This window comes from Tenacibaculum sp. TB-53 (assembly GCF_059716285.2).
This window is the reverse complement of the sequence record NZ_CM202790.1, coordinates 3,026,195-3,052,085: the sequence shown is the minus strand read 5'-3', so window position 1 is coordinate 3,052,085 and position 25,891 is coordinate 3,026,195. Positions and strand designations below refer to the sequence as shown.

General features: G+C 31.9%; 20 protein-coding genes. 6 read left to right on the top strand and 14 right to left on the bottom strand.

The window, feature by feature from the left end:
- The first annotated feature begins 331 nt into the window (after positions 1–331).
- Positions 332–2,674, top strand: a complete 2,343-nt coding sequence (locus tag AC3VJB_RS14010; protein ID WP_167712468.1) for a TonB-dependent receptor — start codon at positions 332–334, stop codon at positions 2,672–2,674.
- Positions 2,675–2,755: 81 nt separating this feature from the next.
- Here AC3VJB_RS14010 and nqrF read toward each other — a convergent pair whose 3' ends face one another.
- From nqrF to AC3VJB_RS13960, 10 genes are all read right to left on the bottom strand, one after another.
- Entirely contained in the window at positions 2,756–4,072 is a 1,317-nt protein-coding gene (gene nqrF, locus AC3VJB_RS14005) for an NADH:ubiquinone reductase (Na(+)-transporting) subunit F (RefSeq protein WP_047788331.1), read from the bottom strand.
- Positions 4,072–4,830 (bottom strand): NADH:ubiquinone reductase (Na(+)-transporting) subunit E, encoded by a 759-nt coding sequence (gene nqrE / locus AC3VJB_RS14000; RefSeq protein WP_437823635.1) that lies wholly within the window; start codon positions 4,828–4,830, stop codon positions 4,072–4,074. Before nqrE ends, nqrF begins: the two co-directional genes overlap by 1 nt.
- 31 nt (positions 4,831–4,861) lie before the next feature.
- Entirely contained in the window at positions 4,862–5,506 is a 645-nt protein-coding gene (locus tag AC3VJB_RS13995) for an NADH:ubiquinone reductase (Na(+)-transporting) subunit D (RefSeq protein WP_047788329.1), read from the bottom strand.
- 2 nt (positions 5,507–5,508) lie between these two features.
- A complete protein-coding gene (locus tag AC3VJB_RS13990; RefSeq protein ID WP_047788328.1) occupies positions 5,509–6,249 on the bottom strand; it encodes a Na(+)-translocating NADH-quinone reductase subunit C in 741 nt (246 codons plus the stop codon).
- A 2-nt stretch (positions 6,250–6,251) separates the two neighbouring features.
- Positions 6,252–7,457 (bottom strand): NADH:ubiquinone reductase (Na(+)-transporting) subunit B, encoded by a 1,206-nt coding sequence (locus AC3VJB_RS13985; protein WP_047788327.1) that lies wholly within the window; start codon positions 7,455–7,457, stop codon positions 6,252–6,254.
- A 3-nt stretch (positions 7,458–7,460) separates the two neighbouring features.
- A complete protein-coding gene (locus AC3VJB_RS13980; RefSeq protein ID WP_073182544.1) occupies positions 7,461–8,813 on the bottom strand; it encodes a Na(+)-translocating NADH-quinone reductase subunit A in 1,353 nt (450 codons plus the stop codon).
- A gap of 158 nt (positions 8,814–8,971) precedes the next feature.
- A complete protein-coding gene (locus tag AC3VJB_RS13975; protein ID WP_253679066.1) occupies positions 8,972–10,102 on the bottom strand; it encodes a cytochrome-c peroxidase in 1,131 nt (376 codons plus the stop codon).
- A 31-nt stretch (positions 10,103–10,133) separates the two neighbouring features.
- The gene (locus tag AC3VJB_RS13970; protein ID WP_437823634.1) at positions 10,134–11,642 is read right to left on the bottom strand and encodes a DUF6850 family outer membrane beta-barrel protein; all 1,509 of its coding nucleotides are present in this window, start codon (positions 11,640–11,642) and stop codon (positions 10,134–10,136) included.
- Positions 11,643–11,678: 36 nt separating this feature from the next.
- The gene (locus tag AC3VJB_RS13965) at positions 11,679–12,878 is read right to left on the bottom strand and encodes a DUF4876 domain-containing protein (RefSeq protein ID WP_239178475.1); all 1,200 of its coding nucleotides are present in this window, start codon (positions 12,876–12,878) and stop codon (positions 11,679–11,681) included.
- A gap of 18 nt (positions 12,879–12,896) precedes the next feature.
- Positions 12,897–15,635, bottom strand: a complete 2,739-nt coding sequence (locus AC3VJB_RS13960; protein WP_239178473.1) for a TonB-dependent receptor plug domain-containing protein — start codon at positions 15,633–15,635, stop codon at positions 12,897–12,899.
- Positions 15,636–15,772: 137 nt separating this feature from the next.
- Here AC3VJB_RS13960 and AC3VJB_RS13955 point away from each other — a divergent pair, with 137 nt between their 5' ends.
- The 3 genes from AC3VJB_RS13955 to AC3VJB_RS13945 are packed head-to-tail and all read left to right on the top strand — an operon-like array spanning position 15,773 to position 18,540.
- Positions 15,773–17,008, top strand: coding sequence for a type IX secretion system plug protein (locus tag AC3VJB_RS13955; protein WP_437823633.1), 1,236 nt, complete (start codon positions 15,773–15,775; stop codon positions 17,006–17,008).
- Positions 17,009–17,059: 51 nt separating this feature from the next.
- A complete protein-coding gene (apaG, locus tag AC3VJB_RS13950; protein WP_253679072.1) occupies positions 17,060–17,446 on the top strand; it encodes a Co2+/Mg2+ efflux facilitator ApaG/CorD in 387 nt (128 codons plus the stop codon).
- Positions 17,446–18,540, top strand: a complete 1,095-nt coding sequence (locus AC3VJB_RS13945; RefSeq protein WP_253679074.1) for a DUF3667 domain-containing protein — start codon at positions 17,446–17,448, stop codon at positions 18,538–18,540. Before apaG ends, AC3VJB_RS13945 begins: the two co-directional genes overlap by 1 nt.
- Here AC3VJB_RS13945 and AC3VJB_RS13940 read toward each other — a convergent pair.
- From AC3VJB_RS13940 to AC3VJB_RS13925, 4 genes are read right to left on the bottom strand one after another with little or no spacing between them, the layout of a single operon-like run.
- On the bottom strand, positions 18,537–19,865 hold the full coding sequence (locus tag AC3VJB_RS13940; RefSeq protein ID WP_253679076.1) for a hypothetical protein: 1,329 nt from the start codon (positions 19,863–19,865) through the stop codon (positions 18,537–18,539). The two genes, AC3VJB_RS13945 and AC3VJB_RS13940, sit on opposite strands and share 4 nt — an antisense overlap.
- Positions 19,866–19,870: 5 nt before the next feature.
- Positions 19,871–21,652, bottom strand: a complete 1,782-nt coding sequence (locus AC3VJB_RS13935; RefSeq protein WP_239178467.1) for a hypothetical protein — start codon at positions 21,650–21,652, stop codon at positions 19,871–19,873.
- A gap of 7 nt (positions 21,653–21,659) precedes the next feature.
- Positions 21,660–22,331: a hypothetical protein gene (locus tag AC3VJB_RS13930; protein ID WP_239178465.1), complete on the bottom strand. Its 672-nt coding sequence runs from the start codon at positions 22,329–22,331 to the stop codon at positions 21,660–21,662.
- 36 nt (positions 22,332–22,367) lie between these two features.
- Positions 22,368–23,084 (bottom strand): NRDE family protein, encoded by a 717-nt coding sequence (locus AC3VJB_RS13925; RefSeq protein WP_047788316.1) that lies wholly within the window; start codon positions 23,082–23,084, stop codon positions 22,368–22,370.
- Between the two features lie 139 nt (positions 23,085–23,223).
- Here AC3VJB_RS13925 and pruA point away from each other — a divergent pair, with 139 nt between their 5' ends.
- Both pruA and AC3VJB_RS13915 read left to right on the top strand, forming a co-directional pair.
- A complete protein-coding gene (pruA, locus tag AC3VJB_RS13920; protein ID WP_159509044.1) occupies positions 23,224–24,849 on the top strand; it encodes an L-glutamate gamma-semialdehyde dehydrogenase in 1,626 nt (541 codons plus the stop codon).
- Positions 24,850–24,969: 120 nt separating this feature from the next.
- A complete protein-coding gene (locus tag AC3VJB_RS13915; RefSeq protein WP_497667259.1) occupies positions 24,970–25,881 on the top strand; it encodes a glutaminase in 912 nt (303 codons plus the stop codon).
- The last annotated feature ends 10 nt before the right edge of the window (positions 25,882–25,891 follow it).

Below are 25,891 nucleotides of genomic sequence, written 5' to 3'. Positions count from 1 at the left end.
TCATATTTACCTTTGCACTGTTCTCATAAAGGGGTGCCTTATTTGAATTACGAATTTTAATTATTAAAATAATTTGTAATTAATCATTTATAATTCATAATTAAATTCAGGCTGAGATCATACCCAACGAACCTGGAACAGGTAATGCTGTTTAGGGATTTTATCGTCATCGCGAAGTAATTTGGAAAATTACTGTGGCAATCTGTTTATTGAAGAAAAGATTACGTCGTCGTAAACTAACTCCTCGTAATGACAAATTTTAATTATTCAATGTTTAACTAAAGAATAATTACCTCTTTTTATTCGATTTTGTTTTTATAAAATGAGACCGATGTCTTTTCGTAAAAAAGTGAAGATAGTAGCTTTTTTACTCGTTGTATTCACAACATTAACAACAACCGCACAAACGTTTATTCTATCTGGTAAAATAGTTGATGCAAACCAAGAACCTTTAGTGGGTGCTACCGTAGCAATTAAAGCTCAAAACAAAGGAACTTCTACCGACTTTGAAGGTAAATTCAAATTAAACTTACCAAAAGGAACACATGTTATTGATGTTTCTTATGTGGGGTTTAAAAGCCTTTCACAAGAAGTTAAAATTACCAATAACCAACAGATTACGTTTCAATTAATTTCTAATGAAACTGTGTTAGATGAAGTGTTGGTATCTGCTGTTCGTGTAAAAGCAGATGCACCCGTAACACACTCTAACCTTGGCAAACAAGAAATTGAAAAACGTAATTTAGGACAGGATATTCCTGTGTTACTAAACTACTTACCTTCTGTAACATCCTCGTCAGATGCTGGGGCTGGTGTTGGTTATACTTATATTCGTGTACGTGGTTCGGATGCTTCTCGTGTGAATGTTACGATTAACGGAATTCCATACAACGACTCTGAAAGTCATGGAACTTTTTGGGTAAATATGGGAGATTTTGCTTCGTCTACACAAAGTTTACAGTTACAACGTGGTGTGGGAACGTCTACGAACGGTTCTGGAGCATTTGGAGCTAGTTTAAATATTTTAACCGATGCTGTTTCGGATGAAGCTAGTGGAGAAATTTCAAATGCTTTTGGTTCTTATGGAACTAGAAAACACACCGTAAAGTTTACCACTGGAAAATTAAATAATGGATTTGAGTTTGCAGGACGTTTGTCTAACATTTACTCTGATGGATATGTTGACCGAGCTTTTACCGATTTAAAATCGTATTTCTTACAAGGTAGTTATACTGATGACAATACGTTGATTAAAGCCTTAGCTTTTGGAGGAAAGCAACAAACCTATCAAGCTTGGTATGGCTTAAGTGCTGAGGAGTTACAAGAAAATCGTCGCCAGAACCCGTATACCTACGATAATGAAACCGATAATTATTGGCAAGATCATTACCAATTACATTGGAATGAGAAACTCTCTGATAACTGGTCTACCAATATTGGATTAAATTATACCAAAGGAGAAGGATATTTTGAACAGTTTAAAGAGGACAAAGATGCTGTTGATTATGGTAATGTAATTGTTGACGGAAGCGATGTTATTGTTCGTCGTTGGTTAGATAATGATTTTTATGTAGCTAATGCTAACGTTACTTATAAAACTGAAAAATTCGAGTTAATTTCTGGTGCTTCTTATAGTAATTATAAAGGAGATCATTTTGGTGAAGTTATTTGGGCTACACAATTTGCAGATGGTGCTAGCATTAGAGATCGTTACTATTTTAGTGATGCTAAGAAAAATGATATTAGCGTTTTTTCTAAAGCTACTTTTAATGTTTTTGATAATTTAAAAGCTTTTGTTGATGTACAAGGTAGGTTTATTGATTATACAACCGGAGGCTTTACTTCTGATTTAAATCCTTTAAATATTGACACTACATTTAGCTTCTTTAATCCTAAGTTAGGTTTTACTTACAGTATTAATAAAGAAAATAGCATTTATGCATCGTATGCTCGTGCGAACAGAGAACCGAACCGTGATGATTTTCAAAATGGCCCGAATGTACAACATGAAACCTTAGATGATTTTGAATTAGGGTGGCGTTTGCATAATAAAACGGTTCAATTGAGCACCAACATCTATTACATGTCGTACGACAATCAATTAATTCAAACTGGTGGACTGAATGATGTTGGAGAATATTTACGAGAAAATGTGAAAGACAGCTATCGTTTAGGAGTAGAAATTGATGCTAATATTAACATTTCAGACAAGTTTAGTATTAATCAAAACCTTACGGTAAGTAGTAATAAAATCAAGAATTTTATTTTAGATCGTGATGGTGTTCAACGCAATATTGGTACGACTAATATTGCTTTTTCTCCAAATATTATTGCTGGAAATGCTTTGGTTTATACGCCTACACAAGGGTTACAGCTTTCTTTATTATCTAAATTTGTTGGTGAACAATATTTAAGTAACACAAACACAGAAGCCTCTAAACTTGATAGCTATTACGTTAGTGATTTTAATGTTAGTTATGAATTAAAAATGAACAAAGTTTTTAAATCTATTGTTTTTACAGGATTGGTAAACAATCTTTTTGATAAAGAATATGTTGATAGAGGATATACCTATTTAAATACTTGGAATACTCCTGGAACTTCTTTTGAGGTCCAAGGATACTTTCCGCAAGCTACTAGAAACTTTTTAGTAGGTGCAACGTTAAAGTTTTAATTGGGAAAATGCTAGAAAAACAAAAAACCGAGACAATTAATTGTCTCGGTTTTTTTATATAATGTATTAAACACTATGTTTCTATCCTCCAAAGTCATCAAAACGAATGTTTTCGTCATCAAGACCAAAATCTTCACCCATTTTTTGTACTGCTTTGTTCATTAATGGTGGCCCACAGAAATATAATTCTAAATCCTCAGGACTTTCATGCTTAGATAAATATTGATCTATTACAACTTGGTGAATAAACCCAACAAAACCATCTCCGCTTTCATCATTAATATCTTTTTTAACCTTCCAGTTATCTTCTTCTAATGGCTCAGATAATGCCAAGTAGAATTTAAAGTTTGGAAAGTCTTTTTCTAACGCTCTAAAGTAGTGAATGTAGAATAATTCTGCTTTAGAACGACCTCCGTACCAGTATGTTACTTTTCTACCAGTCTTTAAAGTTCTAAATAAATGATAAATATGTGAACGCATTGGTGCCATACCAGCTCCACCACCTACATATAACATCTCTGCATCAGAGTCATTGATGAAGAATTCACCATAAGGTCCAGAAATAGTTACTTTATCTCCTGGCTTTTGATTAAAAATATACGAAGATGCCACCCCTGGATTTACATCCATCCATCCGCCTTTAGCACGATCGAAAGGAGGTGTTGCTACACGAACATTTAACATGATTTCTCTTCCTTCTGCTGGATAAGAAGCCATAGAGTATGCTCTCTCTACAGTTTCTTCATTCTTCATTACTAATGGTCTTAGGTTAAATTTATCCCAATCAGCCTCAAATTTATCTGGTTCCCCTGGATGATCTTGTGGATGCGCAGAAATATCCATATCAGCATATTTTACTTCACATGGTGGTATTTCAATTTGAATATACCCGCCTGCTTTATAATCCATTTCTTCAGGAATCTCAACTACAAACTCCTTAATAAAGGTTGCTACGTTATAATTTCTTACAACAGTTGCTTCCCATTTCTTAATTCCGAAAATTTCTTCTGGAATAGATATATCCATATCTTGCTTTACTTTTACCTGACATGCTAAACGGATACCGTGTTGTAGTTCTTTACGTGTAAAGTGTGGTGTTTCTGTAGGTAAAGCTTCTCCTCCACCTGAATTTACATGACACTCACATTGTACACAAGAACCACCACCACCACATGCTGATGGTAAAAAGATTTTCTCATTACCTAAGGTAGATAATAAAGTTCCTCCTGATGCTACTTCTATTGTTTTTTCACCATTGATTGTAATTTTTACAGGTCCAGATGGTGCCAATTTTTGCTTAACAAATAATAATAAAGCTACCAAAACTAAGATTACCGCTAAAAACGCTAATACTGTAATAGCAACTGTTCCTCCTGTGCTTACTTCTAAAAATACCATTATTCTGTAATTTCTTTAGTGTTATTAGCTAATTCTTCTGCCTTCTCTTCAGTCTTTTCAGTTTCCTCTACTACCTTTTCTTCAACTTCTTTCTTTTCAACCTTAACTTCAGCAGTTTCTTCTTTATTTCCTGCATCATCACCTCCTGTTAACATTCCACCGAAGCTCATAAACCCGATAGCCATTAAACCTGTAATAATGAATGTAATTCCTAATCCTCTTAATGCTGGTGGCACAGAAGAGTATCTGATTTTTTCACGAATAGCAGCAATTGCTAAAATTGCTAAAAACCATCCGATTCCTGAACCAATACCATACGTAAATGATAAACCTAAAGTTGGAATTTCACGAGATTGCATAAATAATGACCCTCCTAAAATTGCACAGTTTACTGCAATTAATGGTAAGAAAATACCTAAAGAGTTATATAATGCTGGCGCAAATTTTTCAACTATAATTTCTACTAATTGTACCATGGTTGCAATTGTTGCAATAAACATGATAAATGACAAGAAACTTAAGTCATAATCTACATATTCCTCTCCTAACCACTTTAAAGCTCCAGGTTGTAATAGGTATTGATCTAACAACCAGTTTACTGGTACTGTTACTGCTAATACAAAGATTACAGCAGCACCTAAACCTACGGCCGTTGATACTTTTTTAGATACTGCAAGGTATGAGCACATTCCTAAGAATGTAGCAAATACCATGTTATCTATAAATATCGATTTGAAAAATAATTCTATATGTTCCATTTTCTATATTTTTAATGAACACTAACTTAAGTTAGTCTTCTACTAATGCTTTATTTCTTGTACGTTGTACCCAAATAATAATACCCACAACAATTAATGCCATTGGTGATAATAACATAAATCCGTTGTTTTCGTATCCTAAAGCATACAATCCTGTTTTCTCGATAGGATCACCTAATACTTTAAATCCTAATAAAGTACCTGAACCTAATAACTCTCTAAAGAAACCTACAATAATTAAGATTACTGCATATCCTAAGGCATTTCCTATTCCATCTAAAAACGATCTCCAAGGTCCGTTTCCTAAAGCAAAAGCCTCAAAACGTCCCATAATAATACAGTTGGTAATAATTAACCCAATAAAAACCGATAAGGTTTTACTTAAATCGTATGCAAATGCTTTTAACACTTGGTCTACGATAATTACTAAGGTTGCTACTACGATTAACTGTACAATAATTCTAATTTTTGATGGAATAATATTTCTCATTAACGAGATTACTACATTCCCTACTCCTAATACAAATAATACCGATATAGACATTACAATAGAAGCTTTTAACTCTGCTGTAATTGCTAATGCAGAACAAATTCCTAATACCTGAATTGTAATTGGGTTATTATCTGCTAATGGATCAGTAATTAACGCTGCGTCTTTTTTTGATAAAAGTCCCATATTTATTTTAATGTTTTAAAGTAAGGTACGTATAAACCTAATTCAGATTTAATCATTGCAGCTACTCCGTCTCCAGTAATAGTTGCTCCTGCAATTGCATCTACCTCGTTATCATTTTTATCTTCATTCTTTGGATCATTGTTCGATTTAGAAACTGCAATTCCTTTAAAAGAACCATTGCTCATTAAATCTTCTCCAATAAAATCGTCCATAAAGTAACGTTGCTTAATGTTAGCCCCTAAACCTGGTGTTTCTCCTTTATGATCGAAGAAAACTCCTTGAACTACCATGTTTTTATCCATTGCAACATATCCCCAAATAGCATCCCAAAGACCTTTACCTCTAATTGGAGCGATATAGAAAGTTTTTCCTTCCTTTTCACCTACAAATAATGGTAATTTTCTTGTTTTTCCTTCTTTAGCTGCTGTTTGTTGCTTTTTTACATCAATTAAATACGCTTTAGAATCTTCAGAAGCATTATCTCCTTCAATTACTAATTGTTTTTTTATGTATTTAGCAAACTCGTCTGCTACTTTATCTTTTGAAACAAACTCTACACTTGTTTCATCGTTTTCGTTTACACCCATTGCATACAAAATGTTTTGCTGCTTCTCGATACGTTTGTTAGCATCGATTGTTGGGCGAAGTGATGACGCTGTAAAAGCTAACAACGCACCCACTACTAGTACCATTCCTATTGCGAACGCTACCGTATATACATTACTATCTGTCTTCTTACTCATAATTAGGCAGTTTTAGCTTTTAAACGTTTTAATCTTCTTTTTACATTACCTTGAACTACGTAATGATCAATTGTTGGAGCAAATACATTCATTAATAAGATTGCTAACATTACTCCTTCTGGATATGCAGGGTTGAATACACGAATCATAATTGAAATAAAACCAATTAAGAATCCATAAATCCATTTTCCTTTGTTAGTTTGTGATGCTGTTACTGGGTCAGTTGCCATGTATACTGCACCAAACGCAAAACCTCCAATTAATAAATGCTTCCAAAAATCTAAACTCATTAATCCGTAAAACTTGCTTGTTTCACCAATCCATCCCATATCAACTACTTGATTGAAGATGAATCCCATTACTAAAGCTCCAATAACTGCAGATAACATAATTCTCCAGCTTCCAATCTTTGTAAAGATTAAGAATAAAGCTCCTAATAAAATTAATAATGTTGAAGTTTCTCCTACAGAACCTGGAATGAACCCAAAGAACATATCAGAAACTGAATAGTTTAATGGTTGCGACTGTGCTAAACTTCCTAAGATAGTTTCTCCTGAAATAGCATCAGCTGTTCCTGCAGCTTCAACAGCTCCTTGAACCCATACTTTATCTCCAGACATCCATGTTGGGTATGCGAAGAATAAGAATGCACGAATAGTTAAGGCAGGGTTTAAGATGTTCATTCCTGTACCTCCAAATACTTCTTTACCAATTATAACTCCAAATGCTACTGCTACTGCTAGCATCCATAATGGTAAATCTACTGGTACAATTAATGGAACTAACATTCCTGTTACCAAGTACCCCTCTTCTATCTCATGCCCTTTGATTATACAAAAAACAAACTCTATTGCTAAACCAACCGCATATGAAACAATTACTAATGGTAATATTTTAACCAAACCTATTAGAAAGTTACTCATATTCCAAAACTCTCCAGAAAAGAAACCTGTTGCATTTGAAACGGCTTCTATTTGAAGATTATGCTGATACCCTGCATTGAACATACCAAAAAGCAAACATGGTATTAATGCCATAATTACCGTATTCATGGTACGTTTTAAGTCATCTGCTGCCTTAATATGAGTTCCGCCGTGCGTTACCTCTTTTGGCATATAAAGAAAAGTATGAAACCCACTAAATAAGGGAAACCACTTTTTTTCTTTATGTTCTTCTCTAAAATTATCTAATTTTTGTTTTAAGCCCATATCTTATCCTAATTCTTCTCTCATTAAATCTAATCCTTCTCGAATTATTTTTTGGTGAGGTTGTTTCGATACACAAATAAATTCTGTTAATGCAAAATCTTCTGGTGCAATTTCGTAAGCCCCTAATCCTTCCATTTCGTCTAGATCTTTATACATACAAGCTTTTAATAATTGCATCGGATAGATGTCTAACGGAAAAATTTCTTCATAAGAGCCTGTTACTACAAATGCTCTGTGTTCTCCGTTAGTATTTGTATTTAAGTCATATTTTTTCTTTGGGTTTAACCAAGAAAAAGTTAATGCTCTAGAAGTAGATATTTTGTTAAAAACTGGTTTATTCCATCCAAAAAACTCATAATCATCTCCTTCTGGGATAGCTGTAATTAAGTTATCGTAGTACCCTAAGAAACCATCTTCTTTAACTTCTAAACCACTTAAAACATTTCCACTAATTACACGAGCATTATCAGCCTCTAAATTTCCTTTAACAACATCAGCTATTTGTGCCCCTGCTTTTGCAGTTACATACTGTGGTTTGTTAAATTTAGAACCTGCTAAGGCAACAGTACGAGTAATATTTAACTTCCCTGTTAATAATAGCTCACCTATTACTACTAAGTCTTGAGGCGTAACTACCCACACAACTTCTCCTTTATTAATAGGGTCAATTTGTGCTATTTGTGTACTTACATTTCCTACCGGGTGTGGACCTGAAACTTTATGTAGTTCAACTCCTTTCACATCTTTAAATGGTGATAGTGTTGAGTTTTTACCTACAGAAACATGTACTTTACCTGCTGTTAACTTTGTTAACGCTGTTAAAGCTGCTTGTAATTCTGCTTCTTTGCCTTTTAACGCATAATCATAATCAGCTGCTAAAGGCGCACTTGCATAGGCAGATACAAAAATTGCTTTTGGTGCTTGATTAGGATTTGCAACTACGTCATACGGACGTTGTTTTATAAACGGCCAACAACCTGAAGCAAACAAGTGGTTTTTCACCTCTTCTCCAGACATTGTGTCTACATCTTTTTTACCAAAATCTTTGTATTCCTGCTGTGCATCAGCAGTGATTTTAATTGCTAAAACTTTTCTTCGTGCTCCACGAACGATTTCTGTAACTTTACCGCTAACAGGACTAGAAAATAAAACACGCTCGTCACTTTTTGAATAAAAAAGTGCTTCTCCTGCTTTTACTTCTGTACCTTCTTTTGCTAAAATTTTAGGAATAACGCCGTGAAAATCATCTGGCTTTACTGCAAACAAACTACCTAATTGAAGTTCAGTAGTTATCTGTTCTGCCTCGCCAACTAGCTTGATATCCAAGCCCTTCTTAATACGGATGTCTTTTGACATAGGAACTGATTAATTTGATTTTCTTAAAAACACGCAAATTTAAAAATTTTGCATCCCTTTGCAGAACAAAACCTTTCTTATCTTTAAAAAACAACATTATTTATACTTATTCTAAATTAGCTTTTACTTTTTTAAGCTTCTTATTGTAGAACAAACAGTCATCGTGGTACTTCTGGAATCTCCATTTTGTACTTTGTTCCATTTAAAGCTTTTAGAAAAGCTACTAAGTCATTAATTTCTTCATCGGTTAAGTTTAAAGGTTTCATTAACGGGTCTACCACTGGAAACAATGAGTCTTTCTTTTTTTCTTCAAAAGATGGGTTTAACATCTGCATACCACTGTTATACATGTTTACCACTCCTGTTAAGTTATCAAAAAAACCATTGTGCATCCATGGTCTTGTATTAAGTAGATCTCTTAAAGAAGGGGTTAAAAATTTTCCAACATCTTCACTATTCTTCGTAACATTATAACGTCCTAGATCTTCTTGTTCTCTCTTGTAATATGTTAATCCTATATTATGAAATTTTTGATCTGTAAAAAATTGCCCATGATGACAATTCATACATCTTGCTTTTGTTCTAAAAAGATGTAACCCTTTAATTTCAGAATCTGTTAATGCTTTGTAACTTCCTTTCATAAATCTATCTACCTTACTAGGTTGACTTTTTATAGTTCTCTCAAAAGCTGCAATTGCACTTAAAACCTGCTCTATTGTTATATTTTCTTTTTTATAAACCTTTTTAAAAAGCTCTTCATATCTTTTTACTTTTTGAAGCTTACCAGGTAGTTCATCAATATTCATATTCATTTCATTATGAGCTGTTATAGGCCCCAGTGCTTGATTTTCTAAAGAAGCTACTCTACCATCCCAAAAAAAGATTTTTTTTGATGCTACATTTAAAATTGTAGGTGCATTTCTAGAGCTTTGTAAATGATTATGACCCGTAGATTTTTCGGTATGAGTTGCCCATCCCATTTCTGGATGATGACAAGAACTACATGATATTTGATTTGAGGACGATAATTTGGGATCAAAAAAAAGTAGTTTACCTAGCGTAACTTCTGGCTTTTTTATGTCTTCGAAATAATTGTAATTTATTTCTATGGGTTTCATTTCTTGCCACTCAACCCCCTCGTCAATGATTGGTTTTGGCCATTTTGAAATTGGTTTTTTATATAAGTCAACTATGGAATAACCTTTGTTTAATTTTTCTTCTTGTGAATTATGTTGCTTGCATGAATACAACACAAGGATAAGAATAAGGTATTGTAAAAATCGTGTCATTTTTTGTTGCGAAAGAAAATAAAAGGAGCATTTAAAAACTTACTCCTGTTGATATTGTATATAAATTATTTATTGCAGTGTTAACTAGAGCTGTTTCTGTATTAATTCCAACGAAAACATTAATTTTTTCCGCTACACTATAATCTAGCTTAAGTTTTACTCCTGAATTAATATAATTAGAGTTTAGCAATTCATTATTTTGATGAAGCATGTTTGATATGGAAACTTGATTATCGTTTCTTAACAAAGATTTCCCTTTTAAAACAGCTTTATAATTAAAGTTTACTACTGCAGAAAACAATATTTTCTCATTAACACTTGTTGTATATCTAGAGACAAATCCGACATTAAGATTATCAACATACTGGTAACTTCTAATTAAAAAATAGTCTTCTTTGTATTTTTGATAGTTAATATATGGAGAGAAGTACATAAAATACTTTTCAGCGTCTTTATAGTAAAGTGTACTTAATTGATAAGTAGTGTTATTTAGTTTGTAATTTTCGTTTTGACCTATAATTTTGAGTGTTGATCCAGTTCTTGAAGAAAGAATAGACTCTAATCCTTTTTTTTCTTGAACCTGATACATTAGTTTAACCCCAAAAGTTTGCCCTTTTTTCGTAAACAATTTTACCAAAGAAGCGTTTATATCGTTACTTTTTAAGCTAGACAACTCTGTAGATACTGCTTCACTTAAAAATTTACTTATTTTCAATTGTTTTGTGTTTACATACAGCCATAAATCATTATTTTTTATTGGCTGTAACTGCATTCCTAAATTAAATCCACTACCATCATAAAAAACACTTTTATAAGTTCCTCTTACAATATCATTAAAATATCCTAAACCATTTAAATGGTAAATCTCTGGTACTGAAATTTGATTAAAAAAACGAATATCATTGGATTGTGTATATTTCTGAAAACCTGCATGAAGCCCTAAGTCAACCCCAAAAAGATCTTTAAAATATACTCCTGATTTTATTTGAAAATTTGAACTTACGTCTTTTACTCTTGGATCTCTACTTCTACTAGCTAAGTTTGCTTTGTATTGTAACTGTGTTCCAAAATCTATTTTTTTAGTTGTTTTTGCATACCCTCCTAAAAAGTGATAACGCTCGTTACTTAAGTTTCCTCCTACCGAATCTGCTGTAATGTATGGATAAATCAAATCATAATCGATAGCTTCATTCCATACTTTATTTTTTTCTTCAATATTACTATAACTGGCTTTACCCCAAACTGTTTTTGTACTATCTATCGGATAAAAAGATGAAGCGGATATTTTAAAGCCACTTTCTTTTCTTGGTTTTTGAATAGTATACATTTCATTAGCAACATTAGAGTATGTTGCTTTTAATCTTGAAAATTGTCTAGTACCAAAACCCTGCATTAATGCAGGGTTTTGAAAAATATTTTTATAAAATTGTTTTTGATTATTGTGTTGTTTTATTTTTTGTAGCAGTTTTATATTTTCTTGTGCAAAAAACTTACCACTAAAAAGCAACACAAGACAAAAAAATATTATTTTAATTTTCATTTTTTGTTATATTAAAAAACAACTTTATGTAAAAACTTATTGTACAGAAAGACTTGCTTCTGGAATAAAATCATTTGCTGAATTGTTAGTATCTTGCAATAAACGTACTCCATCTATTTCTTGTAATACTTTTCTCTTCACAGATTTTCCGTAACGTGAAGCATCTCTATCAACTTTTCCACAGTAAGTATAACCGCTATCTAATGAAGCGTCTGTTACTACCCATTCAAACTCTGACTCTACACTCATATTAACCGCATCTACAATCCATTCGTTAGGAATCTTATAATCAGATTCATTTTGCGGTATCTCATATTCACCAAAAACAAATAACCACTCATAGTTGTACTTATAATCACTTATATAATTGGTTTGATTTACGCCCTCTGGCAACCTTACTAATACGTAACTATTAAACCCTCTGTTATGAGGCACTATTCTATCGTAAAAATTGATTACATTAGTTACAGCAGGGTTATCCACATCATCTGTTCCTTCATAAAACATTTCAAAATCTGCTGAACTTAAATCGATAGATTTTGCATTATTTTCTTTATGATTAATACCTCCTAATGCTATAATTAATGATTCCCCTGGCTCGACAGCATATTCTTTACCAGACCCTGGAATCTGAATCATTGAACCGGTTGTAAAGTCAGTTTTCATAACATCTGGTGTATATTCTTGCTTATCTACAGTTAAGAATTTAGATTGCGCTAATATTAATCCGTCTGCATATAAAACTTCGTCTGTATTGTTATATATTTTAAAATATTGATCACCGTAGTATTGCTCTCCTTCTGGCGTTAACGTTCCTGTAAAGAATACTTCTTCAATAATAAAATCTTTACTAAAAGCTTTTAACGCTAATTGAATATCTTGTGCTTGTACATCACTTACAAAGTTTAACTCTGGTACAAACGCCACAACAACCCCTTCTCTTGTTTCACCATTTAAATCATATTGCACCTTACCAGAAACAGACACTTCGTAACTTCCTTGATTTAATTCTATGTTAACAAGGTTTGCTGTTACTTTTTGCTCTTGTTTTTCTTTAGTATTAAGCTCTGTAAACGATATAGTAACATCTGTATATTGTGTTATTTTTACCAAGTCCGATGGGTTTAATAAATTAAAAGTCGCATCACTTTTTCTTATTAACACCTCAGGGTCGTCACTACAAGACGTAAAAACTAGTAGTGTAATTACTGTTAAAAAATATGCTATGTTTTTCATGTAAAAGTATTTGTATAATTAAAAATTAAAATTGAGTTCCATTCCAAAATAAGGGTCGATAAAATTTCGCTGTGTTACTTGTTGGTTTGCTGTTGTATTTCTGTCATAATAGTTAAACAAATTGTTTACATACATAGAAACCACAAAATTTTTGTAAAACTTTTTTGAAATTTTAATGTGTGTATTTAAGCCCAGGGGACTCTCTCTGTATGCAACCTCTCCATCCCCTCTTACATCTAAGATTAAAGATTTTAAAACAGGGTCGTTAGCCTCTACTATGGTATACGGCACAACAGTACCATCATTTTTTACATAATGTGTAGGCACACTACTTTCAGGCAAATAAAACGACTTAGTATACCATTGTACATCCATTCTAAAAGAAGTAGTTAAACCTAAATTCTGCAAATAGGTATCTGCTGTAAAACTTGTTTGTAACGACTCTTTAAAAGAGTTGTTATTAGCCATTTTATACAAACCAATATTGGTGTAGTTTACACCTCCTATAGTTGCTGTTTCCGATTTATATCTTGGTAATGAATTAAAATATTCACTTTGTAACCAAGCACCATTAATTGTAAAGCGTGTTTTTAATGCCTCAATTCTTTTAGTAGCATATTGAAATTCTACTCCCTTTTTAAATATTGAGCTTCCATTACTTTCTTGTGATGATAACGCTAAACTATTTACTGTTTTGTAGGGTAAATTTTCTACGAGCGGCGCACTTGTTATCGTTTCATGGTTTAACCCTGATACATCATATTTTTTATAATTTACCTGATGAAAATTACTAATTGTTCTAAATCCAGAAGACATTTTTTCATCAAAATAAGTTATGTATAATGAGTGATGATCATAGTTTAACCCTAATCTTACTTCTTTTTTTACATTTAAAGCAGGCTGAATTTTGTAGTTTACTTGTGAAAACTTGTATGTCTTATAATGAACTTGTCTATACTCTTTAATATTATGATAATAGTTTAATTGCTCATAGTCTTCATACAACTCTTGCGGATATAACATATTTAGTGTTGGTAATTTATGATGTTTACCATAACCACTTGTTACCTCTATATTTAAAGCTTCGTTATTATTGAATTTTATTGCAGGAAAGGCTATCTTAAGATTAAGTCTAGGATCTAAAAACAGCTCATTATGTATAGCGTATTTTTTATTGAGCCCTAAAAACGATGTTCCTCTAACACCCGCTCTTAAAGTAAAATTTGTAGTGTTTACATCCCACTTTATTTCATCTTCTACATAAAAAGCCAATGATTGCATTGCTGGTATTTCTTTGTATGTTCTCGGTCGTGTTTTAATCGACGGAGAAGGTGGTAATTTACGATCGTATACTTGTCCTAACCCATTATTTTTGGCATATAAATAATTGACACCTAACGTAATATTGTTTTTAATTTTGTATGCTGAAAAATTTAAAATTCCAGAAAAATCTGCAAAAATATCTAAAGGCTTCCCATCAATTACTTGGTTAGACACGTAACTAGGTAAAAGATAAAAACCATAGCTCTCTCCTGCTTCTGTAGCCAATGGAAGTGCTGTTGCATCCCATAATTGAACCCATCTGGTCTGCTTTATTTTATCAAAAGACTGGTTAAAGCTTGTTTTAAAGTTTATGTTTTTTAATATACCTTCAGAAAAATCAATATTAAACTCGTTAGACACACGAATACTATTATATGAGGATTTAAAAGACTCATATTTATCAAAAGGAACATCTGGATCCGATTTTTCACCATCTACAGTACCTGTATAATCTACATTTAAATTCCAACTAACAGGATTTCTTTTTTCAAACAACTTTTCTAACCGTAAAGATGTAGTGTATCTTTTATAATTTTCGTAGTTATCTCTAGGGTCTGCTTTTGCATCTAAATACGCTACATCAAAATTAAGCTTTAAGTTTTCTTCGTTAAAATTGTATCCTTTTCCTAAAGAATACAACTTACTAAAACCATCTGATTTTATTCTAGATTTCCAGCGTGTATATCCATTTTTACGCTTTATCTTTACTAAACCACTACTTAAATCTCCGTATTTTGCAGAAGCTACTCCTCTTACAATTTCTACCTTCTCTATCTCATCAGTAGATATTGATCGCATATCCACTCCTCTTCTTACCGTATTTCTATTATAATCTTTCGTAGATTTATTTACTGGTGCTGCCTCTACCACCTGTTGCAAGTTTGCATTAGTGTTAATTGGTACACCATCCACCAAAAAAGAAACACCCAATAAAGAAGTATCGTAATCTCTATCAGAAGAACCTACCTCTCTTAAACGTAAATGAGTAGATGCATTTAAATTACTATTAGTTATGTTTTTACCTGGAAGCAAACTAACCAAATCTGTAAAACTACTGGGCTGTAAATGACTCATCGCCTTTCTATCTACTAGAGACGAGGAGGTCATTCCTTCAGATTCTTTAGCTGTTATTACCACTTCTTGTAATAACTCTTTATTTTCTCTTAAAACTATAGTAACTATACTATCTTTTGACGCTAAAATTACTTTAGAAAAATCTAAATAAGCAATGTGATTAACCTTAATCGTATAGTTGTCTTTTTCTACATTAAAAAAAACTTCTCCTTTTTTATCAGTTACCTTTGCTTTGGAATTTATAAAAACATATGCATCTTCTATTGGGCTACCTAATGTGTTACTAACCTTAAAACCAATCTTTACTTGCGCCTTTGAAATTGCTGCCACAAACAACAACATAAAGAAACCAAACTTCATACCCCTCTTAATTTGAAATGCAAAAGTATAAATTATCTTTATTCAATCTAAATAAAAAATAAGTAAATTAATGTTTTATATATTCGTAGTTTTACAAACTGAATCTTCACGTTTTTTAACGTATTAAGGCTTTATAAATGCGATTATCAAATTATTTTTTATTATTCTTTGCATTGTTATTTTTGAATATTCAAGCTCAAAATGTAAAAACAGTACAACTACGACCTAAAAATAACCCAAACTTTTATGCCCCTATTGTTCGCTTGGGTGATGTTTTAAAATTATCTTTTGATGATTTAGATGCTGATAGCAAACAGTATTTATACAAAATTGAACATATGACTCATGATTGGAGACCCAGTTCAATAACAAGTAATCAATACATTCAGGGTTTTGAACAAAACGAAATCTTCAACTTTACCAATTCCTTTAATACACTCCAACCTTATACTCATTATTCTATAGAAATCCCTAATGAGAACACAATTATCACAAAAAGTGGTAATTATTTAATTTCTGTTTTAGATGAGGATTATAAAGTTGTTTTTACAAGACGCTGTGTCTTTTACGAAGATATTACCACCGTTGGTGTTGCTGCTTTTAGAAGCAGAAACACAACAACAACCAACCAACAACAAACCGTTCAATTTTCAGTTAATCACTCAGGTTTACAAATCAATAATCCTTCTCAAGAAATCAATGTTACATTGTTTCAAAACCATAATTGGAATACAGCTATTACTAATCTTCAACCTATTTTTATAAAACCTCAACAACTTTTATATAATCACACTGTAAAAACTAATTTCTGGGGTGGAAATGAGTTTTTAAATTTTGACACTAAACTGATACGAAACTCTAGTTTAAATGTTGCTAAAGTAGAACGCAAAAACGTATACCACAGCTACCTCTACACAGACGAGCCTAGGGCTGATAAAACATATACCTACAACCCTGATATTAACGGACAGTTTGTTATAAGAACCACTGAACGTGATGTTGTTGACAACAGAGATAACACTGAGGCTGATTATTCTTTAGTTCATTTTTCTTTAGATGCTTTTGAGCCTTACGAAAACAAGGAAGTTTATGTTTATGGAGCTTTTAACAACTACGAATTGTCTGAAGAAAATAAAATGACCTATGCCCCTTCTCAGAAAATTTACAAGGCAATTTTACCTTTTAAACAAGGCTTCTACAACTATAGCTACGCTACTTTAAACAAGAAAAAAAACATTGACTTACACGAAGTTAACGGTTCTTTTTATCAAACTGAAAATGAATATACCGTAATTGTTTATTACAGACCTTTTGGTGAAATTTACGATAGAGTAATTGGTGTTGGTTACGGTTTTTTTAACCAAAATAGGTAAGGTATTTATGTAAACGTTGACTAAAAACTGAAAAAGAACTATCTTTATCATATGTTTCAGCAAATTACAAAAGGTATTAAGGTTTCTGTAAAAACGTCTTTTAGAGGCTCAGTTTACAGAGAGCATCGGCAATACTACGCTTTTAGTTATTATGTTTCCATAGAAAATAGTTCGAAAGAAACTGTAAAGCTATTGGAACGTTTTTGGGTTATTTTTGATGCTCTTAACAATACTGAATATGTAGAAGGTGAAGGTGTCGTTGGTGAAACTCCAATCTTAAGACCTAGCGATATTTATAATTACAGATCAAATTGCTTTTTACTATCTACTACAGGTGCTATGGGCGGCAATTACAAGATGATTAACGTAGAAACTTTTGAGGAATTTCTTGTAATTATTCCTACTTTTCAATTAACCACCTCTTCTATTTTAAATTAATGATTAAGAAAAATAAAGTTCCGGTTATTAAAGATGCTAACTGTTTAAATTGCGGATGTCCTTTTACTAATAACGAAAAATTTTGTCCTGAATGTGGACAAAAGAATAGAGGTAAGAAAATTACACTAAGTGTTTTTCTTCGTGAACTTTTTGCTGGTTTTTTCTCTTTAGATACTAAGTTTTGGCGAACACTAATCCCTTTACTAATAAGCCCTGGAAAAGTTTCAAAAGACTATATAGAAGGAAAAAGAATTAAATACACAAATCCTTTTCGGTTCTATTTAGCTACATCTATTATTTTTTTCTTAATCATAAGCTTAACAGATAGTTACAAAAAGTTTGAAGAATTAAGGATTGGACGTTCATCTAATATTAAAATAAATAATGATGACTCAGAGGATATTCAAGTAGATTTGGACTCTATCCAAAGTATCGTTTTTAAACAACTTGAAGAACAAGACTCTATTAACACTAAACAAACTGAAACTGATTCTACTAAAGTTTCGTATAATATAAAACCAAAAACAGTTAAATCAAACCTTAGTAATTCTTTTGATATTATAGAGTTTATGAAATTTCAAAAGACGCATCCAAAAACCTCTATTGATGCTGCTTTGGACAGTTTACAAGTTACCAAAAATTTTAGCAATCGTTTTTGGTATTCTCGCGCTAAAGTTTTTAATTCAATTTTTTTAGATAGAGATGAAGCAAAGAAGTTTTTCCGTCAGGTACTATCATATGCTTCTATAGCACTTTTTGTTCTACTGCCTTTATTTACTTTATTTTTAAAATTTATTTATATTAGAAAAAAATATACTTACGTAGAGCATCTAGTTTTTGTATTTCATGTACAAACTGTGCTATTTCTTCTTTTTTCAATTTTTTATATTATAGACTTTTTTAAACACTCTAATAACTTTCTTTCTATTTTCTTATTACTTTTTATGGTTTACCTATACATTGCCATGAAAAGGTTTTACAATCAAGGATATTTTAAAACATTTACTAAATATATGCTTGCAAATACGATGTTTTTTATTCTAGCCATGCTTGGATCAGCCGCTATATCATTTGCTGCATTTGCCCTGTATTAATTCAAGGCTTGTAAAAAAAAGTTTTTTGAAGTGTTTTTTAACTCTACAGTCGCCTTTAACTCGTTGTTATTAGCTACTAATAACTGCATTGTTTTCACTTTACTTAAATATTTATTTTTAATAGAATAAATACCTCTATCCCTATTCTGATAATCAGCCACGTTAAATAAGAAGTAAAATTTATTCTTTTTATTAACCTCTTTAATTTGCTTATCTCCTTTTATTGACACAAACCTTAAACCTTCTTCTTCGCAAAAGCTATAGGTAGTAAAAAAAGGCATTAATGTTAGAATGTCTTCATTATCTAGTTTTTGAATTGCTCTTTTTTCTTCTAAATACCTGCACAAATCATCTCCATCAACTTCTAAAATCACTTTGGGTGTTATTATCTTTTGAATTTCCTTCTTTTCAACCTTATTAAAATCATCATCGTACTCATAAGTTACAATCGTATCTAATTTTTCTACGAAAGAACTAAGATTAAAATCTATCACTCCATCCCATTTATTAGTAACAGAATCTAATGACAATGTTGTTAGCTTTTTAAACTTTTTCTTAAAATCTACACCTAACCTACCTCTTAATACTTCGGTGTTTAATTTCCCTGACACAGTTACTATCGAACTACCCACTGAAGACGCTTTAAATGGCTTAAACAAGTTATTCTCTTCACTTAACTCTCCTTGAATCTTTAAACCACCTCCATCTGCAGAAAATTCAAAAAAGTCTCCTTGCAAAGTACTTATAACTATTGGCTGTTTACTATCCTTTATCCGCCTTAAGATTAAGTCGTTTTCAGAAAAATAGTTTTCATGACTTAGTTTAGATAATAACTGAGGGAGTATTTGTGCTCCTTTATATTTTTTTAATAGTACTTGCAAAGAATTACCTTTCACTACACAACTTATTACCCCTTTACTATAAACAGTTGTCTTATTTATATTTTTGACTGCAAATCCTTCTTCTTTTAAAGCTTCTTCAAAATTTTGTTTTACAACTATTGGGCTACTAATAAAAAAGTTTTTAAACTCTTGTTCATTAGTATAAAAAAACAAACTAGGAGGCACTTCTACCTCATCTAACCATGTTGTTTTATTTTTTGCTTTTTTGCTTGTAGATTTCTTGAAGTCTAACTGAGAAAGTGGATGTTTTAAAAAACTACTAAGTATACTATACTCTATTTCTCTAAGATTGAGGTAAACTATAGTTTCAGCTGAAGTTGGTACTTTTTTTTCATAAATTACGGTTGGATTATATCTAAAAAATCCAACCGTAACTATAATACAGCATACTGTTACAAGTATATATGCTATTCTTTTTATCATTTAGCTTATTTCGCTACTGTATTGATAAATTCTAACAATAATTTTAACGTGTTCTCTTCTGTTCCTTGTGTAGATATTTTTAATTCAGAAGAAATTGTGTTTCCTTTCATTCTAGACACTCTAAATACTCCATCATTTAAGTTATCTGTTGAAAAGCGCATTGCCTCTTTTTCCGATTTACTCATCCATTTATTAGGAATTTTATTTAAAACCGCATTTACATCTACAAAAAGCACTGTTGAGTTGTCTCTAACCAACTTACTATGTTTTTTTGTGTTAAAATTATTATTACCACTAGCAATACTTAACGCATTCGTTTTTGATGTAGTTAAGTACAATACATCATTTTTAACTACTGAATATAAATCAAATGGTATATCAGACTTTTTAGTTTTAAACTTTACTACGTTATTTTCAATCTCAACTGCTTTATGCTTTTCCCCTAATTTGAAAAACTTATTCAATAAATCTTCTTCTTCTGAACCAATCATCAACGTAAAATCAGGAATGAACTCTTCTTTTGTTTTTGTTACTTCTTTACGCTTATAATCTTTATCATATTCGTAAGTAGTGTACTCTACTTCTTGTTTAGAAAAATCGTTCAATACTAAAAGAGCATCTCCAGTAACTAATCTACCTACTGCTTTTTCATCTATAACTAAAGAAAATAAATCACCTACAAGTTCCATTTCTTCTTGAAATTTAGGTAAAATACCTCCGTACATCTTATGTAATAATTCTGGATATTCCTTTAATGTTTCTTCAGTATCTATAGAAATACTCCAAAAAGCTAATGCTTTATCATGATCAAAGCTATTAACTAAATTGCTACTCATTTTTTTATTATAAATCTTCTTAAAAGATTTCTTCATATCAGAACTAACCGACATATCTAATAAAATTCTTGCATCACTTTTATCAAAAAACAAATTAGCAGTTACTTCTTCAACTCCATAAATATTTTGATTTCCTCCTTCAGCATACATAGGATATAGATAACCTCCAAAAGACTTAAATAAGTCTGTCATTAACATTCCATAGTTACGAATCCAAAGTGTTGCCGATGCATTTTTCTTTTTACTCTTTTGAAACTTTTTATTAGTAGCAATAGACATTATAACATTCTTATTAAATAGGTCTAGCACATATTTTTTTGTCCAATCTTTACCTATTCTTTTTCTGAAGTTGTAACCAAACTCTCCTTCTTCTTTAAGCTTATCTAGACGTTCTTTATGAGTTGAGAAATATCCTCTTGACGCATCACCGTTTACCAATAAAAGGTAATCATCGTTCCATATTCTAATATCACTTCGTCCTTCAATAATATTATAACCCTCCATTCTCCTTATTTTCTTCTTATTTCGTTTACTTAACATAGACTCAAAGAGCTCTCTATCTTTCAACTCCACATAAAAGTTATGGTATGAAATACTATCTGTTTTACTAAAGAAATAATAGGCATTTGACTTAATATCTATCCCTGCATTAGCTACTGAAGAAACTTTTTTTCTCTCTTCTATATCTTTTGAGTCTTCTTTCTTTTCATCTGACTCTGACTCAACTACAGATTCTACTCTGTAAATATTATTATCTCTATTTAAATCCTTTAAAATTTCTTTTCCAATAGCATTTTTGTCAATATCTGATACTTCTATCAATTTAAATAAATTTTCTGCGTTTGCAGAAACTAACACATCTATGTTGTTAGGTATCTTAGACTCTAGTCGTTGAGCCTGTATAACTGTAAGTATATTTAAAAACAGTAGTGTAGCAATAATTTTTTTCATCCTAAATTTAATTCTCTAATTGTATTTTATTTTTGATTGTTTGTTTGTTTGCTATGATGTCTTGTGCCTGTAAATGCAACATAATAGCTTTTTTACTTTTTGATATTCTTGCTTTGTTGTTTTCTGTATATTTTATAGGTGTTTGAAACCTATACACACTGGTGTAAGTTGCAGTTTCAAATACTTTACGGTCTTGATTTTTTGTTTTTCTAAACTCTTTTCCTAGATCAAAATGATGACTGCGTGTAAATGTTTTACTTTTTTCATTAAAGGTAAAATGTTTATTCTTTTTAATAGCTTCTATATGTTTCTTTGAGCTAAAATTAGCTATTACTTCATTTAAAGCTTCTACATTATCAAAATCACACGAAACTGTAACAATAAACTCATTAAAATCTAACGTGTTTTTTACGTTATGAACTCCTTTTGTTCCTTTAATTTTAGAAACTATTTCTTGTACTTTTTTTCTTATAGTTACTTTTGAAGGTACTTTATAGCCATTAATACTGTCAAGTAGCATTATAGAAGCTAGCTTTGTTTTACTTTTACTTAAGTTAATGGTAAGTACAGCACTTCCTGAGCCATCTTTATTAAAACTCACTTCTTCAACAAACTCAAAACAGCTAGTAAATAAAAGGATAGAAATTGTAGAAAATAGCAATAATATTTTTTTATTCATAAAAACTTTTTTTGCAAAGATATTAAATCGCTTTTATTACAAACTAATGATTTCGACTCCTATTTTGTTAATATTTGAATGCAGGTCGTAGTAGCTCATGGTAAGTTGCTTTTCTTTTTTTATTACTGAAGTTACACTAACAGTTTCTACACTTTGACGCTTCATCTTTAATGACACTTCTTTATTACCTCTAGTTTCATCTTGATGAAAATTAATTATACCTGATTGATGAAACTCTTTGTTGTTGGATAACCAATCTGCAAACCACTCTTTTCTTAGCTGTTTCATTTCATCAGTATATAGTGTAGATGATGACCATATTTTAGGAGTTTTACCTAGCTCTTGAAAATGTTTTTTAACTCCATCCCAAACCAATTCATACGCTTGCAACCCATTATTCCAATCAACTAACACAATGGTAAAAGGCTCAATTCCTTCAAAGTCAAAGTGATTGATAATTTCAACAGGATCATCAACTTTTAATAACTGCTTCACAATCACTCCCCTACTCATTCGGTACGATTCTGCTCTTTGGTGTTTTGTAAACCCTCCATTTAGCAAACAAATCAATCTATTCTTTTCACTTAACCCTATCCATGTACCTCCAGCTAATTCATCTTTAGGGTATGTTAACTTCACTCCTTCTTCAACATACGTTTTTGGTGCAATCGTTTTTCGTTTCGGGTCTTCATCTCTATTTGATGTTAATATAAAATTATTATTCCCTAAAGGTAAATAAGTTACCGTACACATATTGTTTTACTTTTATATAATTCCAGCCTTATGTCCATTTAAATATTCCTAAAATAACCGTAACTTTGTCATTTAGGAAAGTCTGAGATAGACTTTTCAATAACAAAGAAAGAAATTTAATTCAACAAACAACATACAAATGGGAAAAGGATTTTTTCACGTACCAACTGCCATTAACGAACCGGTAAAAGGATATGCTCCAGGATCTTCAGAGCGCGAAGCCGTTTCAAAACAATACAAAGAATATTTTAACGGATCTGTAGATGTACCAATGTACATCGGTAACGAAGAGGTTAGAACAGGAAATACTCGTAATATGACACCTCCACACGACCACCAACATGTGGTAGGACAATATCATATTGGAGACAAAACACATGCAGAAAAAGCAATTGCTAATGCTTTAGAAGCTCGTACGGAATGGGCGCAAATGCCATGGGAACAAAGAGCTGCTATCTTTTTACGTGCTGCTGAGTTAATTGCGGGTCCTTACCGTGCAAAGATTAACGCTGCAACTATGATTGCGCAATCTAAAACTGTTCACCAAGCTGAGATTGATGCTGCTTGTGAATTAATTGACTTTTTACGTTTTAACGTAGAATATATGTCTGAAATTTACAACGAACAACCAAACTCTGACGACGGAATTTGGAACCGTGTTGAATACCGTCCGTTAGAAGGGTTTGTATATGCAATTACTCCATTTAACTTTACTGCAATTGCTGCAAACTTGCCTGCATCAGCTGCAATGATGGGGAATGTTGTAGTATGGAAACCATCTGATAGCCAAATTTTCTCTGCAAAAGTAATTGTAGATGTATTTAAAGAAGCTGGTGTACCAGACGGTGTTATCAACGTAATTTATGGTGATCCTGTTGAAATTACTGATGTAGTTTTATCTTCTCCTGATTTCGCTGGAATCCACTTTACAGGTTCTACTTATGTATTTAAAGAACTATGGAAAAAGATTGGTGAAAACATTCACACTTACAAAACATACCCAAGAATTGTAGGAGAAACTGGTGGTAAAGATTTTATCATTGCTCACCCTTCTGCAAACCCAAAACAAGTAGCTACAGGTATTTCTCGTGGTGCTTTTGAATTCCAAGGTCAAAAATGTTCTGCGGCTTCAAGAGTATACTTACCAAAATCGTTAGCTGAAGAAACCTTAAACTATGTAAAAGAAGATATCGCTTCTTTTAAAATGGGTTCTCCAGAAGATATGAGTAACTTTATTACTGCGGTAATTCACGAAGGTTCTTTTGATAAGTTAGCAAAGTATATTGACCAAGCTAAAGCTGATGCTGATGCAGAAATTATTGCTGGTGGTAACTACGACAAATCAAAAGGATACTTTATTGAGCCAACTGTTATCTTAACTACAAACCCTAAATACACTACTATGGAAACTGAATTATTCGGCCCTGTAGTAACTATTTATGTGTATGAAGATGCAGATTGGGCTGATACGTTAAAGTTAGTTGACGGAACTTCTGAGTACGCTTTAACAGGTGCTGTATTCTCAACAGATCGTTATGCAGTTGCTGAAGCTACTAAAGCATTAGAAAACTGTGCTGGTAACTTCTATGTAAACGATAAGCCAACAGGAGCTGTTGTAGGGCAACAACCATTTGGTGGAGCAAGAGCTTCAGGAACGAACGATAAAGCAGGATCTGCTCAAAACTTATTACGTTGGGTATCTCCTCGTTTAATCAAAGAAACATTTGTTTCTCCAACTGATTATCGTTACCCTTTCTTAGGATAAAATATTCCGATTACGGAAATTTACTATAAGTTAAAAGCAACCTCAATGAGGTTGCTTTTTTATTTGTTTTCAAACAGAATTCAACTAATTTCGTTTAACACATATTAGCGTTTATAAACAATGAATTATAAAGAAATACTTGAAGCTGTATATCAAAAAATAGCTCCTATTGAAAATATTGGGGAGCTAGCTACCTATATTCCTGAATTAGCTACCATTGATGCTGATAAATTTGGCGTATATATTTCAACAGTTACTAACACCAATTTTGGTTTAGGAAACTTTCAAGAAAAATTCTCTATTCAAAGTATTGCTAAAGTATTATCACTTTGTTTGGCTTATAAACATCTTGGTGAATCTATTTGGGACAGATTGGGTGTAGAACCCTCTGGCAACAGTTTCAATTCACTTGTTCAATTAGAAACTGACAATGGTATTCCTAGAAATCCGTTTATCAACGCAGGTGCTATTGTAATTGCCGATATTTTAATTAGCAGCTTAGTAAATCCGAAAGAAGATTTATTGAATTTCATTAAAAGTCTTTCTAAAAATAAAGACATTGACTACTCTGCAAAAATTGCGGCTTCAGAAAAATCGGTAGGATACAGAAATGTGGCTTTGTGCAATTTTATTAAGTCTTACGGAAATATATACAACGACCCTGAAGTGGTACTTGATTTCTATTTCGATTTATGCTCGCTGGAATTGACTTGCGAACAGCTTTCTGAATTGTTTTTCTTTTTAGCCAATAACGGACAAACCAGACAGGGAGAACAAATATTAACTAAAAGTCAATCCAAAAGAATCAATGCATTAATGCAAACCTGTGGTTTTTATGACGAATCTGGGGAGTTTGCTTTTAAAGTTGGACTCGCAGGGAAAAGTGGCGTTGGTGGTGGTATTATTGCCATACACCCTAACCAATACGCCATTGCAGTATGGAGTCCTAAATTGAATAAAAAAGGAAACTCATATAGAGGCATGCGCTTTTTAGAAGAGTTTACCACACTTTCTGAACAGTCTATTTTTTAGGTTTGATTCT